At 37.0% G+C, this 18358-nt stretch carries 15 protein-coding genes; 6 read left to right on the forward strand and 9 right to left on the reverse strand.

What is annotated here, in order from left to right; all coding sequences use genetic code 11:
• Positions 1-259 precede the first annotated feature (259 nt).
• From FTT99_RS15520 to FTT99_RS15535, 4 genes are read left to right on the forward strand one after another with little or no spacing between them, the layout of a single operon-like run.
• The gene (locus tag FTT99_RS15520) at positions 260-724 is read left to right on the forward strand and encodes a hypothetical protein (RefSeq protein WP_373684810.1); all 465 of its coding nucleotides are present in this window, start codon (positions 260-262) and stop codon (positions 722-724) included.
• Between the two features lies 1 nt (position 725).
• Complete coding sequence (locus FTT99_RS15525) at positions 726-2606, forward strand: Mu transposase C-terminal domain-containing protein (RefSeq protein WP_180132151.1); 1881 nt, start codon at positions 726-728, stop codon at positions 2604-2606.
• Complete coding sequence (locus FTT99_RS15530) at positions 2593-3537, forward strand: TniB family NTP-binding protein (RefSeq protein WP_180132150.1); 945 nt, start codon at positions 2593-2595, stop codon at positions 3535-3537. The genes FTT99_RS15525 and FTT99_RS15530 overlap by 14 nt, the downstream gene beginning before the upstream one ends.
• Positions 3538-3545: 8 nt before the next feature.
• Positions 3546-5504, forward strand: coding sequence for a TniQ family protein (locus FTT99_RS15535; RefSeq protein ID WP_180132149.1), 1959 nt, complete (start codon positions 3546-3548; stop codon positions 5502-5504).
• Between the two features lie 24 nt (positions 5505-5528).
• On the opposite strand, the gene FTT99_RS15540 is transcribed toward FTT99_RS15535, so the two are convergent.
• The 6 genes from FTT99_RS15540 to FTT99_RS15565 all read right to left on the reverse strand — a co-directional run bounded on the left by FTT99_RS15540 (position 5529) and on the right by FTT99_RS15565 (position 12323).
• The gene (locus FTT99_RS15540) at positions 5529-6467 is read right to left on the reverse strand and encodes a hypothetical protein (protein ID WP_180161650.1); all 939 of its coding nucleotides are present in this window, start codon (positions 6465-6467) and stop codon (positions 5529-5531) included.
• Between the two features lie 32 nt (positions 6468-6499).
• The gene (hxsA, locus tag FTT99_RS15545; RefSeq protein ID WP_180161652.1) at positions 6500-7153 is read right to left on the reverse strand and encodes a His-Xaa-Ser repeat protein HxsA; all 654 of its coding nucleotides are present in this window, start codon (positions 7151-7153) and stop codon (positions 6500-6502) included.
• A gap of 45 nt (positions 7154-7198) precedes the next feature.
• A complete protein-coding gene (hxsC, locus tag FTT99_RS15550) occupies positions 7199-8395 on the reverse strand; it encodes a His-Xaa-Ser system radical SAM maturase HxsC (RefSeq protein WP_180161654.1) in 1197 nt (398 codons plus the stop codon).
• A gap of 5 nt (positions 8396-8400) precedes the next feature.
• Positions 8401-9822, reverse strand: a complete 1422-nt coding sequence (gene hxsB, locus FTT99_RS15555; protein WP_180130320.1) for a His-Xaa-Ser system radical SAM maturase HxsB — start codon at positions 9820-9822, stop codon at positions 8401-8403.
• A gap of 1 nt (position 9823) precedes the next feature.
• Positions 9824-10096: a hypothetical protein gene (locus tag FTT99_RS15560; protein ID WP_087012613.1), complete on the reverse strand. Its 273-nt coding sequence runs from the start codon at positions 10094-10096 to the stop codon at positions 9824-9826.
• 1060 nt (positions 10097-11156) lie between these two features.
• Positions 11157-12323 (reverse strand): low temperature requirement protein A, encoded by a 1167-nt coding sequence (locus FTT99_RS15565; RefSeq protein WP_180130318.1) that lies wholly within the window; start codon positions 12321-12323, stop codon positions 11157-11159.
• Between the two features lie 296 nt (positions 12324-12619).
• Here FTT99_RS15565 and FTT99_RS15570 point away from each other — a divergent pair, with 296 nt between their 5' ends.
• Positions 12620-13072 (forward strand): hypothetical protein, encoded by a 453-nt coding sequence (locus tag FTT99_RS15570; RefSeq protein WP_180130316.1) that lies wholly within the window; start codon positions 12620-12622, stop codon positions 13070-13072.
• Positions 13073-13100: 28 nt separating this feature from the next.
• Here the strand turns inward: FTT99_RS15570 and FTT99_RS15575 are convergent, their stop codons facing one another.
• Complete coding sequence (locus tag FTT99_RS15575; protein ID WP_180130331.1) at positions 13101-13772, reverse strand: HAD-IA family hydrolase; 672 nt, start codon at positions 13770-13772, stop codon at positions 13101-13103.
• A gap of 98 nt (positions 13773-13870) precedes the next feature.
• On the opposite strand from FTT99_RS15575, the gene FTT99_RS15580 reads away from it, so the two are divergent.
• Complete coding sequence (locus tag FTT99_RS15580; protein WP_078192312.1) at positions 13871-14638, forward strand: hydroxymethylpyrimidine/phosphomethylpyrimidine kinase; 768 nt, start codon at positions 13871-13873, stop codon at positions 14636-14638.
• 79 nt (positions 14639-14717) lie between these two features.
• Here the strand turns inward: FTT99_RS15580 and FTT99_RS15585 are convergent, their stop codons facing one another.
• Complete coding sequence (locus tag FTT99_RS15585; protein WP_180130314.1) at positions 14718-15767, reverse strand: DUF1176 domain-containing protein; 1050 nt, start codon at positions 15765-15767, stop codon at positions 14718-14720.
• A 90-nt stretch (positions 15768-15857) separates the two neighbouring features.
• Positions 15858-18293 carry an AI-2E family transporter gene (locus FTT99_RS15590; RefSeq protein ID WP_257229272.1) on the reverse strand — a complete coding sequence of 812 codons (2436 nt, stop codon included), beginning with the start codon at positions 18291-18293 and terminating at the stop codon, positions 15858-15860.
• Positions 18294-18358: the final 65 nt, after the last annotated feature.

The raw sequence follows: 18358 nt of genomic DNA on the forward strand, positions 1-18358 counted from the left end.
AAAGTGGAATATGCCTATTCGCGACTGGCGTTTAGCCATGAGCCGCTTTATTATTGAATTCGGTGACCGCTTAAGCAATCACCTTTAAATTTATGAAAAGCAATTACACAAAATTATTTACAGGCTCCAACGCAAAATTTACCAAGGTGCTTTTGGTCGTCGAACTTCACTTTTCCCGAGTGAAAAATGTTGTGGAGCAATCCCCTTAGAAAGCCGACTCGAACTCGCTCATGCAATCTCGTTAGAACAAGATCAAAACATCTTAAATTATCGCTCACAAGCATTAAAAATCTTGCTAGCCAATGAACAGTATTGTTTTCCAGATTTCTTGGTTCAAACCAAAGAAGGTGCTTATGAGGTTCATGAAGTCAAACCATCCAGAGCTTCATTGTCAACTGATGACTTAAACCGCTTTGCAATACTTTCTGACCTACTCCACTCAATGGATATTACTTTTAAGCTAATAGATCACACAGACTTACCAAGTGAAACAGAAATATCTCAACTTCTTTATTGGTATCAGCGAGGACATCGATTCAGCTGGAGTACTTTCGAAATCAATTATGCTTTAGAACTGTTAAACCTCAATGAGTTTGAAAACTCAAATCAAGTCTATAAAACACTTGAATCAATAGGCCTCAAACAAGAACTAGCTGATTATTTATTTTTTCATCAAAAAATTGCAATTAGCTCCGATAAACAAAAATATGGCGAGGCTTATTAATATGAAAAATGCGCTTTTCATTCCGCAACCAGGTTTTCGCTTTTATTTTAAAGAACACCCTGATTATATTTTTGAAATCGGCTCTGTAACATATAATGCTATACGATATGCAGCCACTGCTGGTGGGAAATCATTTTCAATAACTCCTGATGATTTTGAAAACCGCTATATGTCAGGCGAAATTTTATGTGTATTTGCACCAGATAAACTGATCATTAATCCCAAACATAGTATTGAAATTCATCGTAGAGAACGCTACGTATTAAGTGCATTACAACTTTTAGAATTTCCAACAAGTGACCATTTACTTTCAAACTTAATTCCCAAAATTTCAAAAGAAATTCAAGACCCTAATCCCCCTTCCAGCCGTACGGTTGCAAGATGGATAACTCAATATAAATTTTCTTTAGATAATAAGCTCAGCTTAAAACATAAGTCTAAAGGCAATTTTAATTTACGTTTCACTCCAGAAGTTTATCAAATTCTGAATCAAGCTATAGATGAAGTATATCTAAAACCTGAATACAGAAGCAGTAAAGATGTTCAGGCACATATGCTAGGTCAGTTCATGGAGCAAGGCATCTCATTAGACAATTTACCAACACGCAGGTGTATTCAACGATATATCAAAAAATTAGATCCATTTATTAAACTAAAAGTAAAGAAAGGCTCTCGTATAGCAAAGAAAAAATTTCAAGCAGCTGGTAAAAGTATTATTAGTCCTTTCGCAATGTACATGGTTGAAATTGATACACATTACCTCGACATTATTGTTATCGACCCAAAAACAAAAACAGCTTTAGGGCGGCCTTTTCTCGCATGTGCAATTGATGTTTATTCAAGAACAATTGTTGGAACTTATATCAATATGTATCCACCGAGTGCTGCAACAACATTAGAAGTCATTAAAGATATGATTACTCGCCCGAATCATAAATTACCTGGAGGAATTCCAAGCATTATCATTCCAGATAATGGTGTGGAATTTAAAAATAATGCTCTAGAAAGAGTTTGTGAACAACTAAAAATCACTTTAACTCCATCTCAAGTTGGTACACCCAACAACAAACCTCATATTGAACGTTTTTTTAGCACGCTGACACATGGAATTCTTCAAAAACTGCCTGGTACAACTTTCTCAAATCCAACTGAAAGAGGTGAATACGATTCGAGTAAAAGCGCACAATTAACTTTGGAGCAACTAAGAGAATATATAAACAGATGGATTAATGAGGTCTATCACCAATCTATCCATCATACAACTGGACGCTCACCCATCATCATGTGGCAGGATGCTATTGAAGATATTCAGCCTAGTTTTCTAACAGAAATAGATGCCAAAATCCTCTGTCGCAGACCCATCGAACGAAATATCAATCATGGTCAAGTACGTGTAGATAATATTAGTTATTTTTCACATGCACTTACAACGCTACAGGCACAAGGCGTAAAGACAGTAATCGTGCTTATTGATGACTTAAATTTGAATGAAGTTTTTATCATTGATCCCAACAATAAAGATGTCGTCATTCAAGCGGACTCAAGCAATCAAGACTATACATTTGGTTTGTCCCGAGTAACCCACTTCGAAGTTCAAAAACTAAAGAAAGCCCAAACTCGATCTGACAAACAAAGGATTGGACCAATGTCGGATTTATATCACCTGTATAAACTTATGCATGAGATACAACATAATCTCGTGAGAAAGAAGCCAAGATTAAAGCCTCTTAGCTTAGAACTCCCCAAACAACTAAAAAGAGTTGAAGAACAGCTTTTTTCGGAAGAGAAACATATTTCTGAACAACCAGCTCCTACTATAAATACACCAACACCAATTGAGCAGTTTGGTTCTTTGGAGGTATTTAAACATGGAAAAATTTGATAATCGATTCGATAAAATTAGATCTATTAACAATATTGTCATTACTTCAAATGAATTTATGACAGCTTTTACAGGTATCCAAGATTGTGTCAAAAGAAGTATTTCTTATAGTGAACCAGTTGGAAGTATGCTGCTCGCAGAAGGTGGATTAGGAAAAACAACCTTGTGCAAAACAATCTTAAGCTTAATGCCACGTTCAGAAAAAGTAGAAAAGGACTATAAAAGATCTATTATTCCAGTATGTTATGTCGAAGTCCCTTCACCAGCTACTGTAAAGTCATTGGCCATAATGATGCTCAAAGAACTGGGAGATATTACTTGTGAAAATGGATATGGAACAACTGAATACCTAACAAGTAGACTTATTCATTTACTTGCTCAATGCGAAACTAAGCTCATATTTTTAGATGAGTTCCATCATTTATTTGAGCGTAGACCTACATCGACGAGAATGAATCGGACTACAGGGAATTGGATTAAAACTTTAGTGAATAGAACTGGGATCAGTTTTTGCTTGGTTGGTTTACCTGAGTTCGTACCACTACTTCAAATTGATAGTCAAATTGCACGTAGATTTCCATTCATTTATCAGTTAAACCCATTAACTGTAGATCCCATACAAGGTGGGAGTATGTTTGCCTTTCTCGCTGAAATATCAAGGACTCTTAATAAACAGAATATCACCTTCTCACCAGCACTAGATAGTCAACTTGTGAGCATGCAAATTCAATTGGCAACGAAAGGTTATCACTCATACATTATGAGTCTGATTAGAGAAAGTATTACACATGCTTTAAACGATGGTAGGCAAATCATTAATTCTAATGATTTCAGTTATGCCTGGAAATTAGGTATCACTTTATACATTAGTAAACAAAGTAAGAATCCTTTCGAAATGAATATTTCTCAAATCATCGCACTCATGAAATAAACATAAATATGCAAAATTCTCTTTTAATACAAGCAATCCCTTATGAAGATGAATCGCCAATCAGCTTCCTACTCAGAACAGCAAAACTTAATGCACATAGCTCAATCTTTAATTTAGTTGGCAAGGAAAACTATCAATCCATCATTAAGAAATCTCTTAATTACCATCTAGCAGATGATGTTCGCTTTAGTTTAGTTTTGAGTGCTTTAGATATAGATAGTGAATATTCTTGTCTAGCTTTTGAAAGATCTGGCCCTACAAATAAATCTCCAAGGACAATAGGTGCTATTGAAGTTCCTCATGAATTATTTGAATTAGACAACATACGCTACTGTCCGATTTGTCTTGGAGAAAGTGCTTATCTAAAAAAAATATGGATGCTCAAACCAATTTACGCATGTCCTATTCATTCATGTTTTTTAATTAATTCTTGTCCAAAGTGTGAGAATCCAATTACATCAAAAACAGGGATTCAAAACTGCTCTTGCTGTGGTTTTGAATTAGATAAAGCACCAATTAGAGAAGCAAAATCTATTGATATTATTTATTGGTTTATCGACGTTCTAAATTTCAACTCCAACAAATTATTCAAAGAGTTTTCAGCTTGCTGGAATGCTTTTAATAACTTCTTTAAGTTCGATGAATCTAACACCGATTTGAAAGTTTTCCTTTCTGTCTATGAATATTTTCATCATCCTGAACTTTCAGCACTCAAGCTCAGCGCTCTTATTAATTCTAGAATCAATTACTCACATCCTAGGGTACAGTTAATACCGTTTTTAAAATATGAAAATTTTTTTAAGAAACACATTAAAGTTGTTGAACAAAATGCCAATGAATACAAAATTAGTGAAAAAAGTATTTCTATAAAACTTAGAAATCATCAGATAAAACGTATCTTAAGAGTTTCACGTTTTGAGCTTGAGAAGTTAATTGAAAGCGACTATCTAAAGCTAGGGAAAAAAGAGATTTATCGTGGAAATATATCGAGTATAGATATAGAACGCTTTCTTTTGGGTTTAATAGACAATGATGAGTCTATAGCTGACACACTGATTAACATGACTATCGTTAATGACCACATTTGTCTAAAAGAAATTTCTGAAATTTTAGAAATCAATTATGAAACTGCTCGTAAACTAGCAAATATTGGATGGTTCAATTTAGAAAAAAATGAACTAGATGTAGATGGTCCTAAGCAATACTCAAAGAACAAGCTTCATGAATTCGATAGAAAATATATGCTGATTGCTCTTTTAGCAAAACGGTTGAAAGTCCCCCCAACAAATCTCGTGGAGAAATTAGCGTCAATAGGCATTACACCTGTACATGGACCTCATATTGACTCAACACCCATTAACATTTTTTTAAAGACAGATGTTCAAGATATAAGTAGAGATGATTTGGAGGCAATGCAACACTATCCAACACGTACAGGTAGACCAAAAGACCAGTCGGAATCGACAACTACCAGTACAAATTATCACTCTTTAAAAGAAGCAGCTGCACTTTTAGGAATTAGCCCAAATAAAGTTACGGTACTAGTCAAAAAAGGTATTCTTAGCAAAGATAAGAACAATCCTCTCTCAGTTCAAATCCAAACTAGTTCGCTATTAAATCTTAAGAAAAAACTTGATAGCGAGGATTATATTCCTTATTCAGAGGCAGCGAAGCAGTTAAGTTGTCCTATCAATTGGATGAAAAAATATTGGTGCGAAACAGGATTTTTGCGTATTGAAGATTTAGTTTATTGGAAGCTAATCAGAAAAAATGAACTGGCTGAAGTATTCAAGCTTAAAGAGGAATACGTTACTGGTTCCGAAGCAAGTACTCTCTTAGGTATGCGTCATTCTCACATCACCAACTTACAAAATCAAGGACTTATAAAACCTTATTATTTCGGAGGCCCTAAAAATAAAATAAGGCTTTTCAAGAAAATTGAAGTTTTAAAGTTTGTAATACAGTAATTTAAGGTATTCTTTAGATCCCATCTAATCCGTATGTTGGGATCTTCTTACAATAAGAAGCGCTTCATTAGGAACCTCAACTTTAACTTTTATTTTAACTTCATTTCCATTTCGATCTTTGATTTTAGTCATATATTGCATTAGGGCATTCTTTCCAACCCCTTTTAAAAGGATTTCACTTCCTTTTATCTCAATATATTCACCCTTTTCCTCACCATGTTTTGATTCAGGAAAAAAGTCTTTAAATCCCTTTTTAATAAAAATTAAGCTATTCTTTTCATCTTCCCTTACTGATTCCAAGGTTTGGCTTATGAAGAAATTTTTATTTTTATCCGCATATATCAGGTAGACAATACTAGGTATTATAGCTATATAAAGCAACATAATCAGGAGCCTACGGTTTTTAGCTTCTATTTCATCAGGACTCGCACTCCCAATATTATCTCGATATTCCTTTAAAAACTTATCTATAGAGAACTTAACAATTAAACTCAATAGAATCATTATTAATAAATTTAGAATCTGATTCTTATAAAATGCTATAAGAAATAAAACACCAATTACTGAAAGAAGAATTTCAAATAAAAATCTACCTGATTTATTTAAAGAGTCCTTTAATTCAATTTTTTTTAAAAATAAATCCATTATTTTTTGTAGAAAATTTTTTCTTAACAATAAAATAGATCTAAATATTTTTTTAAAAAATCGAAAAATTCCTAACAGAAGACTGCCTAGAGCATAGTGTGAGCTTATGAAAACAAAATAAACAAATAGGAATTTTATAGTTATTAAAAAGAATAAAAGCCCATCGCCTAAAGATAAGTCTGTAGGAAAATACCCTATGTACATAAAATACATGAGTATTAAAAAAACACCAAAACCTATAATAAATTTGGTTAACAGGCCACTAAACCCCATTAACCACTCTAATTTTAAGAATAAAAACTTAATGAATTCTGACATTATTTATATTATCTGGACTTAAATTCAGACCCTTAATTTAAATCTTCAACAAAATTAATTGCAGGTATTCCTAGACTATTTAATAATTCTGTAGTCATTCGACCATTAACTGTCAATGCCTTATCAACTTGATAATTTGCAATAGCTTTTCTTGTGTTTTTACCTAAATCACCATCAATTTTTCCAGAATAATAACCGAGTCGTAGTAGAGACATTTGTACACGTTTCACCTGCAGCACACGAGCCAATACTGGATCTTCAATTGCTCCAGTATTAACTGAAGTAGAATTACCATAAAAAGGGTTAGGTGTGGTATCTGTTCGCGTAGGAACATTGCTATACGTTTTTACCGTTATATTTGAGCTTTTTTGCGCTGTTGAAGTAGTCCCAGCATATGAACTACTTGTACTTGGTGCCTTATAAGTCGGTACCGAATAGGTGGGGAGTTTTGAGCTTGAATAACCTGAACCAGAATAATGACTCGAATGACTTGAATGGCTACGATGACTGGAATGACTTCGATGGGCAGCAAACAGATTTTCGTACTCATAGTTGAGAGGACGAATTGATACTGGCTCTAAGTTATCATAAGAATCAACAGTCACATTTGCCATTGCTTCTGTTTTGTTATGAATGATAGGAGCTGATACAGCAAAAAGAGCCAGAGACTTTATGAATTTACTCAAGTTATTATCGCCCCAAAAACAATAAATTATTTATTAATAAATATATTATGCATTTTTAGAGTTCATAATTTCAACAAGTTTTATTGGAGATAATGTAGATGGCATCCATCCAGATTTATACCAGTTAAATAGTCCACAACAATCAGTTTTAATTTCGCAACTATTACATACATCATCATATGTATTTTTCCAATCAGAGATACTTTTTGCTGCATATTGCCATAAGCTTTGAGGCAAACAACATAGCGGAATATTCATCAAAACCAATCGAGTTTTAGTGCTTAACAACAAATCTACCGCCGCATTTAGTTGATCCCACCAATCTTTAATATCAACTTGACTAAGTTCCTGATTAGCAAGTGCAAAACCGATAGGTTCACATCCAATCAGAGCAACCTCATTTACAAACGGGAGATTAGTACGTATGTAGGTGCATAGATCAATTAAATTTTCTAATACAGGCTTAACCAAAACAATCCTTAACTGTATAGGTTGTTCATAATATTGAAGAACATAGAGACCTTCTAATGTTTCTTCAAAAGCTGAATGCTGCTGCACGACAAAATCATGTAAAAGATCTGCATGACCATATAGTGGGACAAGCCAATTCACTTTGGTTTCAAGATTAGATAACACTGATTCCGCTATCTTCGGGGTACTAAACAAACGACCATTCGTTAATACATCAATCTTGGTTGAAGGAAATTTATTATGAATGGTATCGATGATTAGTCTTAACTGTTCATCTAGTAGTAATGGCTCGCCACCCGTTAAACCAATATTCATAGGTTCATAGCTGAGATGATCAATAATTTCTAATGCTTGTTGTACTAACCATGAATCATCATGCTTGGTTGGTGGTTGAGAGCACATGATGCAGTAGTTATTGCATCTGTTGGTTAAGAATAAAGTATGGTGCGTATCACTTGCTCTTAAAAGTACACTTAAGCTTTTTTTATATGGGTCAATAGTAACTACATCATTTGATTTTAGTGCTTGTTGTTCTGGAATAAAAAGATTGTTTACACCAACCCTGTCGAGTAAGTCTGAGCTATAAATTGGGTAAAGTTTATCTAGCCCGGCCTGAATATATCGATCAAAGATTTCTACTTCCTGGACATTGGTCACTGGCACTAGAATAGATTGATTAGGTAACCACTCTACATCCAAGTTATCAAGATTAAGTACCCTAAAGATTTGGGGGGTATGTTTTGTGACTGAGTCTAACTTTATTTTTCTCATCTTATCTACTTACTAAAGGCCCACTGGTTTGCTAACTTTCTAAACTTGTCAGAATTTTGGTATTTGTTAAATATCCAATCGAACAAACCCATATAACGCTTACAATGACTGGTTAAATGTGTTGGTGGAGTCATCGTTTTAAATTCGTTATAGGCACTGATAGGATCCGGCCCACAATACGGTAGATAAGCACATTGACTACAACTCGGATCAGCAAAATTTAAACTCGAAGTAATGATATTTCTTTGTAGATCAGAGTTTAACAATTGAGATAAAGGTTCACCAATTTTACCTAAGCGTAAAGACGTATCCCCTGTTTCTTTTAGCATACGAGATTCATCACTAGGGTATACGTATCCATCATAGTTATAAACAATACACCCTAGTCCAGCGCCGGATGGACTTTGGAGATCAATATAACCTTGATCAAATGGAGAAAGGATTTTGTTTAATAAAATTGCTGAATGAACTTCTATTAGTTCATATCCTCTATCATTCCAATGAATGACACGTTCCAATGCTTTCTCATAAAAATCTAAGAACTCAGCGTGAGTTGGGGCAAGTCGCTTTGAGTTCTTCTTAGCAAATCCATAATCACTCAAACCACGAATAAAAATATCCTTAAATCCTAATTGAACATATGCATCTACAATCTCACTAGGATAATTCAAGCTTTTACGTGTAGTCGTCATTAATGCAGAAACTGAGTCTTGGCCTAATTCTTGACGTGCTAGCTCTAAGCCTTCAATAGTTCTTTCATAAGCATCTCGATTAGCAATCGGTCTATTTTTATTGTGTAAGTCTGCAAGACCATCAATACTTGTAGACAATACCACTTGATGTTCTTTGAAAAATAAACACATTTCAGAGGTTAATTGATGCAATGTTGTAGTTACTACAAAACGAATAGATCTATTGTGCTCTTTATTTTTTTCAGTAATGTATTCAATCGCAAGTTTTACTAAATCATATTTGATTAAAGGATCTCCCCCTTGGAACTCCACTGTTAAAGTATCTGATGTACTTTCAAAGATAGTATCGCAGGCCAAGAATAAATCTTTTCTGGAAATAGTGAACTCATCTCCTGCTTGTTGGCGACTGACTTGGCAGTAAGAACATGAATGCATGCATTGAATCGTCACAACAATAATATGGAGTGAAGTTCCTTCTAAAATTGTTGATTTCTTTGCGTGTAATCTTGAGGCTAAAGCTCGCTTTGAACCAATAGCATTTTGACTCATCAGAAAGAATTTGGATTTCAATTTGAGATAGAGATCCAAATCTAATGATTCATCTTTAGCAATGATTTTTTTTAAATTATCCTGAGAAATAAACTCAAAATCGCCTGTAACACTGGTTATAAGATAGTTATCATCAGCCATTCGTTTAAAGTTAAATGGCATCAATTCCACATTTTTAAAAATCATTTTATTTACTTATGCTTGCTAAAATAATTGCATCAACAAAAGACTTCTGTTGTGGACTAATTTGTTTATTTAGCTCTTGACGCAATCTAAAATCGTTTAGGAAATTAAGAATTAAATTTTTTTGATATGCATCTTCAACTTTAAAAAAGAAATATTGAGAATCTAATGGCTCCACGTCATATGTAAATGGGTAAAATTTCAATGCTTGTATGATCTCATCTAATGACATTTCACTATGAATATCAAAACCACACTGAATTAATTTTTGACTCATTTCTCCCCCCAAGAATGATAATTTTTATCCAATTTTCTAATAATACCTCATGCATTTGTATTTTGATGCAAGGTATAAAAAACATTTCATTATTGTGTAAGTAGGTCTGAATCAAAAAATGGTTTTTACGTAATGACAACTTATGTGTCGCGAAATCCTAATAATGACAGCTTATGTGTCGCAAAAGTTGTCATTAAGTTTCAGTGATGATGCCTAAGCATATGATTTTCTATTCGATCCAATGACAACTTATGTGTCGCATGACGTAAATATTTAAACCCTCTTCGGAGGGTTTATTTTTTGAGAATAAAGCATGGAAATAATAATAAATACAACAACAAAAGAAAATTCACTGATTTATAGGTCGTGGATATGCGTCATTATTATGGGGCTTCTTTTCGGCATGTATTACCTGTTCATACAACGCTTTTACCTACTCATTATCGCAATCATCATTACGCTTCCAGTAACACTCATTGCTGCAACAAGAACATGTCATCACTGCTATTTTAAAGCACTAACATTTAATAGCTTGGTCATATTCAGCATATGCTTTTACCCCCTTATCATTTTTAATCATACAATTTCGATTATCTTCATAAGCTACTGTTTAATTGATGGATATCTTGTACAAAAGAAAATTAAAACGCTGCTCAAACAACCTAATTTTATGCAGTCCATCCCTACAGTAATTTCCAATAGAGACCAATTCAGTCTTGACCATGAATTGATCTACGGGAGAATATGGCAACGAAAATATCACCTGCCTTTACTCTATTTAGTAATTTTATTCACTATTCCATTGGCTTTTCTATCGAGATTAGAAAACAGCTATTTTCTTTACGTACCTGTTAGCTTATTCCTCTCCTTTTTCATTTGGGAGTACACCATTAAGAGATATATTTATTTTTCTTATTTGTTCAAATCACACCTTCCTCACATTCAAACTACACAATAGACAAGCTAAAAATAACTGTCGTTATGAAGATTACGGACGAATACCATCATCAAACCAAGGTCATAGTCCCTTCATCGCAGACGGAACCATGACAATAAACCTTCATTTTAAATAGCATTTTGTAAACATCAACCTCAATGCATATACCACTGCCATCGCAAATATTGCATAACCTACAGGTGTGATAAACAACGGAATACACAAAACAATCACCACGGTTAAAGGATATAAAAGTTTTCTAAAACCACTTTGATGATGCAATTCATGGAGTAAATATAAACTTGTCGTATAAATCACAAGGCTGATCGCCACAAAGTAGCTTTCTTTTTCAGAACTAATCAGTGCCTCATGCGAAACCACATCGACTGCGGCAGCCAAACTAGCACCAATCGCCGCGATACTAATAAAGACAAAGAAATGTCCATACCCCCAAGTAAATGCCATTTTTCGGCTATTTAAACGCTCTGCAATACTGGTATCAAAATAAGACCACCACATGGTGAACATCATCATCAGGCCGCCTACCATCAAAAAGATCAGTTCAGTACTAAAACGCTGATTTGTTAATGCATCGGTTATGGCAATCGAGCATCCGACAATAGATTCGCCTAAAACGATAATGGTGAGCAGTGAATATCGCTCAGCAATATGATGCGCATGCCAAGGTGTACGGCTTGCAGCCTCTGCAAAAACTGGCACAGACAGTTCAGCAATTGCGAGCAAAATGAAAAGATAAACGGTGAAATGCAGCGGCGAAAAATGAAAGAGCAGCCACCCGACTTGTACCAGTATGATGCCAAAAGCATAACGTAATGCAGTTTTCCGACGGGACAGATCATGCTTTGCAACGCGAAACCACTGCGTAACTAAGCCTAGACGCATAATGGCATAACCAATCACAATTACGTCAAAATCCTGCTTTTGAAATGCGCTTGGAATACCTGCAGCAATGACCAAAGAACCAATAATCTGTACAAAAGTTAAGATTCGATAGAGCGCATCATCATTATCATATGCCGAGGCAAACCAACTAAAGTTCATCCACGCCCACCACAAAGCAAAAAACACCATGCCATACAGCGTTAAACCCTGAGCCAAATGATTTTCAACAAGAGCATGATGCAGCTGCTGCCCTGCTGTTGCGATCGCGACCACAAAGATCAAGTCAAAAAGCAATTCTAAAGAGGTCGCGACACGATGATGCTCATGTGGATCACGTGGGTGCAAAGGTTTGAGCCACTGAGTAGGGAATAAAAATGATTTGGACATAGCATTCAGCTTTATTGTTTTCTGTCTGAATTTTTTCAAAAGCCTGAAATAGTTACAAGGTCGATTACATAAATCAGATGAGAAACAGTTTTCTAGAAAAGGGATAATGGCTTTAAAAACCTACTTAAGCGTTAGATATTTCAATTATGGAAGTAAAAATTCAAAGTGACAAAACTGCGAAAGACGTTTTAAGACAAAAACTCGATAGATCAATGTGTTTTTTATATCTCAGCTATATTTTTCACCAAATTTTAATGACATACTGCTATCCACTAAAATAATAATGAAACCGAAAAGTGATGTTAAAAGAAAAATTAGCGTCTTTTCCTGACGCAGTTTGGGTACAGATTCATTATGATCAAATGCAAGTTTTAACGCGTGATCATCAAATTGTAGCCGAACAAAACTGCCCTTTAGCTTTTATAGAACGCGGAAGTTTTGTCCGAAACTATCATGTTGCAGAACAGTGCTTCAACCAACTCATACAACAGATCCACTTCAAGTGGTATGAGTTTGGACAGCCGGTTATTTTTATTCAGTTAAAAGAACGCTTAAGTGAAGAAGTCAGCGTATTCGAGCTACAAGCCATTCAAGAAATGGCTCTAAGCGCAAATGCACATTTTGTATTTGTCTACGATAAACATGGCATCGCACTCGAAGCAGAAACCATCCAAAATGATGAGTCTCCTTTGCTCAAATGGTTTTTCTGTGGGGTGATCTTGCTCATTTTGCTGATTATCTTTAAATAATCAGCTTCATTCGCAAGGGTAAATCAAACTACGATACTTTCTGCTGCTGCAATTGCTCAATACTCGAAATCAAATCGTTAAAACGATCAATCACCAGAGCCGGTGCAGCCGTTTGAATTTCTTCTGCACTACCATAACCATAGCTCACAGCAATACTTGCCACTGCATTACGGCGTGCGCCTAAAATATCGTACTCACGGTCTCCCACCATCACACATTCTTTTGCATCTAACTGTTCTTGCTGCAAGATGTATTCAATTAAATCGCCTTTGTTGGTGCGCTCGCCATTTAGTTCACTGCCATAGATCATAGTAAAATATTGAGCTAAATCAAAATGTTCTAAAATTTGGCGAGCATAGACCGTCGGCTTTGCTGTAGCAACATACAAGCGAAAACCTTGCTGTTGTAAAGTTGCTAGAGTTTCGGCAACGGCAGGATAGACTTTATTTTCAAATAAACCGGTCACGGCAAAGCGCTCGCGATAACCTAGTAAAGCCTGATCTGCAAGTACATTATGCACATCGACATTGAGGATTTTGGCCAAAGAGGCTTTCAAAGGTGGTCCAATGATCCAATCGATATTGGTCTCATCCGATATGGGATGTCCAATTTTCGCCAATCCATAGCGTGCTGAAGTGGTAATGCCAACTTTTGGATCTGTTAATGTTCCATCGAGATCGATCAATATATTCTTAATCACAGCTTTTACCTTATCCATTCACTTCTGCAAAAATACTATCGAGTGTTCGCTCAAAGTTGCCTATACTATCGCAAATTTTGTTTAATAAGGACATCATTGTGCGCCCTACTGTACTGTGCTTTTCAGGTCTTGACCCTTCAGGTGGTGCAGGACTGCAAGCGGACATTGAAGCCATTGGTCAAAGTGGTGCACATGCTGCCATTGCGTGTACAGCGTTAACCGTTCAAAACTCACAACAAGTGTATTCGTTTGAAGCGACCTCTCGTGAGTTATTGCTGGCCCAAGCACATGCTGTCGTCGGTGACCTCCCTATTCGCTGTGTAAAATCAGGAATGTTAGGAACGACTGAAAATATCGCGGCTCTCGCTGAGTTTTTACGTGAACATCCCGAATATCATTATGTTCTCGACCCCGTTTTAGTTGCCAATAGTGGTGGTTCTTTGGGCGATCAAGCAACTTTGGTCAAAGCCTTTGCGGAATTGATTCCGCTTGCCACTGTGCTTACACCTAATACCGTAGAATTACGCGCACTCACAGGTGAAGACGACATATCTAAAGCTACAGCAAAACTTTTTGCGATGGGCGCTCAAGCGGTATTAGTAAAAGGTGGCCATGAAAATACGCCAGACTATATCCAAAACTCGTTGTACATTCAGGGTGAATTAGTTTCTGAAACCCGTTGTCCACGACTAGATGGGGAATATCACGGCTCAGGCTGCTCATTGGCGAGTTTTATAGCTGGGCGTTTAGCCTTAGGTGATGAGCTCAAAGCAGCTGTTCATCATGCCGAAACATGGCTATTTGGTGTGTTGAAAATCGCTGAATCACCGGTTGTGGGCGGACAAAAAATTCCAAAACGTTTTTAGTATTGTTGGTTATTCATGTTAAGCCGATAAAAACTACTTTATATGATTTAAAAGCCCTGTATATCAGGGCTTTTTGTAATTAAGAGTCGAGTTGAACCCAATATACTAAGGTTGGAATTTCCCATGCACCGCCAGTAAATCCTTTGCACTGTGTGGTTTTTGCCATATAGGTTTGGATAAAGCGCTGACCGTTCCACGACCATTCCCCTTTACTTTGACAATCGCCAATGCCTCGTCCACGTTGGTTGGAGAAAATTTGTCCTTCACTAAACCCACTTCCAGAAAAGGTCACGGATTGTTTGATTTGCTTTAAATTTCGATCCATTAACCAATAGCCATTGCCACTGTTATATGCCCCACGCCAACATGGCACTTCGACCAAGGCATTTTTTCCATTGATTGGAAACACCACGACTCGATCATCCTCTAAGAAATTTGCATCAAAGAGTTGAGGACAATCTTCTACTGTCGTTTTTTTCTTTATCAATCCAAATAATTGTTTGGCTGTGGGCGCATTGACGGCATACCGCGTTTGTAAGCCCTTACTATAATTTTGAATATACACTTTCGGAATACTTTTCGGTTTAAGTACATTAGCGGAACTGCTATTGGCTTTACGCAATAATGCCGAATTTGTCCCTATGCGCTTTTGAAAATCATCCATACGGAGTAATACGGCGCTTGCGCCCTGCACGGACAATATCCATGTTTTGCTGCCTTTCCACACAATTGGTTGGTTGGCTTGTAAGGCTTGAATCAGTTTTTGAGTTTGAGCTGCACTTAACTGACCTTCCGCAGTTTTGGCATCAAGCTGCACAGTTCCCTGATTTTTACCTGAAATATAAAGTTGAAGTGGTTTATTTGCCGCACTTAAGGTTTCAGGATCGAGTTTCACTCGTGCGCTGACTTGCGCTTGTGCGCCCGCAGCACGTTGTAATAACACAGAAACAGCGGGTTGATTGCCTTCCGCTTGATAACCTGCAACGCGACATGTCCCCGTATTATCACAAGCGATTTCCCAATCCTTATGTGAAAAATAATTTCCTTGAATTTGAGCAAAACTCACACTACAACCCAATGCAGCAACGTAGCCCAATAGAAGTTGCCAGATGACATTATTTTTGTTCATGTCTTTGGCTCAAAATAATTATATTAGAACCATCTTAAAATGCTTTTCACTGAAACTCCAGTTTAAATGGATCTGCTACATGATTTAAATTTATAGAGATGAATCATTCAGTTGCTGTATCTCTTCACATTTTTTTCGCTTCACATTTTCATCACTGAGCGTATTCATCAAATCTGCCGCTAGGCCTTTTAAAAGACTCATATCATCATCGGTCATTTGATTCGGCTGCCGATCTAAAACACAGAAACTTCCCAATGCCACCCCATTACGGTCTCTAAGTGCAACGCCTGCATAAAAGCGAATGCGGTTATGCATCAATTCAGGTAAATGCGCAAAGCGTGGGTCACGTTGTAAGTCTTCAATAATCAAGCGTTCATTTTGATATACCAAATGGCTGCAGATTGAGTCTTGTTTCGACTGGCGCACCTGCATCGGTTGCTCGGTAGCCTTAGCCAAAGGGCTACTTGGGGTATAGACCCAGTCTTGCTTGACCCAAGAAATTTGTGCATATTTCACATCGAAGGCTTGTCGGGCTTCTTCAATATATTGTTCATAAATCGGTAAATTCCGCTCATCCAAAACATTCAGTTCTTCTAATGCTTTTAAGCGCTGCGCTTCAACGCTAGGATCAGGCTCATCCAACCAAGATTCACCATGCTTCAATTGAAAAGCTTCAATGGTTAATAACAAGTCATTCATATTATTGACCACTGCATCGACGGTGAAATTTTCTTTGATCGCATCTAATTGGGATATCTCATCACAGCTCCACAGTGCAAAAATCAGTTTTTTATCCGGAAACTGTGCCTTAAAAACATGGCTTAGTAGGCGAATTTGAGCTTCGGGTGCCGTATGGAAAATCGAAATACAGACGATCTGAATATCTGCTTGGATATCATCTATACTTTGATGCTGATTTTGTATCAGTACGTCGCTAAATGCCTGTGCCGGAATACCGCTTAAGCTTAGGCCATGCGCCAACATAGCCGATACTTGAACATCTATTTCCCAACGTGCGCCGATACACAAAACCTCAGTTTTCTGATCCTGCTGTGCCACTGGATATGCCCGTTGAAAACTATGATTAAACAGTTTTAATCCCTGATGTAAACGTAGTCGATGTTCAGCACTGGCCTCGGTGTTGTGGCCTCTCGAAAAAATCCGTATGGCTGGAATCGCGACTTTGGCATAAAACGCATTAACCCGACGTGCCTTGATTTCATCCTTCGCCTCCTTCGGTAACTTTTCAGCAATAAAATTTTGTGCGACATCCACGGCATCTTGCACATCATCAGCGACTAATCTTTGATAGAAGCGCTCATGCGGTGCCAATGCAGGCGTACTACCGATCAGGGTTTTAATAAAACCTAAGGATGGTACATAGCTCGAAAGCACCAATAAACATGCGGTTAAAGGCGTCGATAAAATTAAACCAATCGGCCCCCACACAGCCGTCCAAAACATGGCGGCAATAATAATGGCTAAGGTTGAAAGTCCGGTACTTTCCCCATATAACCAAGGCTCAATAATATTATTACTGACCAACTCCAAGAGCAAAATTAAACCCACTGTCCATAGCACCATATTCCATGTGGGATCTACCGCAAAAGCCAATGCAATGGGGAAAATCGCAGAAATCATTGGGCCGACATAGGGAACAAAGCGCATCACTATCGCCACCATTCCCCACATAATTGCTGCCGGCACCCCAATAAACCAAAGTCCCAAGGCCATCGGAATACCGTAGGTCACATTGACCATCAGCTGCATACGTAAATATTTACCGATACGATTGGCCGCTTCATCTAGTGCGTCTGTTCCGATATTTAAATTGCCGCCCAGTAGCTTAAGGAAACGGTCATGCAAATCTTTCCGATTGACCAAAATCAGAATCACAAATAAAAATACAATACCTGCGGTTGCCAAGGGATTGAGCACCCGCTCACTCCAAGCCATGACCGCTTCAGCCGTGGTTTGTTGTTGTCCAACCACTTCCACTTGCTGAACTTTAGGATTTTTCTCTTCAGGCACCACATCATCTATCGAGTTTTCAACAGTATCTATGGTGGTTTTTGCGCCATCCCAAACACTCGGGCCGCGTGCAAATTGACGAATAGAATCCATTTTCTTTTGAATCGTACCGTGATATTGCGGTAACTCTTGGCTTAATTGCCCCAGTTGATACCCCAAATATGAAGCCGCGCCGGACAAAATCACCAAAGCCAAACCAACCACAATAAATATCGATGGCATCTGTGGTAGTCCCCAACCTCGGAGTTTCATCACCAAAGGGTCAACTAAAAAAGCCAATAAGATTGCGAGTGCCAATGGAATAAAAATATCTTTACCAAGATATAAGGCCGCAATCAGCAAACTGCCGATGATGAAACCTGCCGTGATTCGAATCACTTTATGTAAATCTGCAGGGGGCATTTGCTTCGAGGCGTTCAGGTCTTGTAAGCCTTGCTTTTGACCTGATAGTGATGATTCAAAATCTTGCGCTAATTTATTATTTTTATGATCCATTTTCTTATCCTGAACGATGGTCATTATTTTTTAATTTAGGCTGAAGTTTTAGAACTGCATACGCA

This window comes from Acinetobacter sp. YH12040, from assembly GCF_013420005.1.
GTDB lineage: Bacteria > Pseudomonadota > Gammaproteobacteria > Pseudomonadales > Moraxellaceae > Acinetobacter > Acinetobacter amyesii.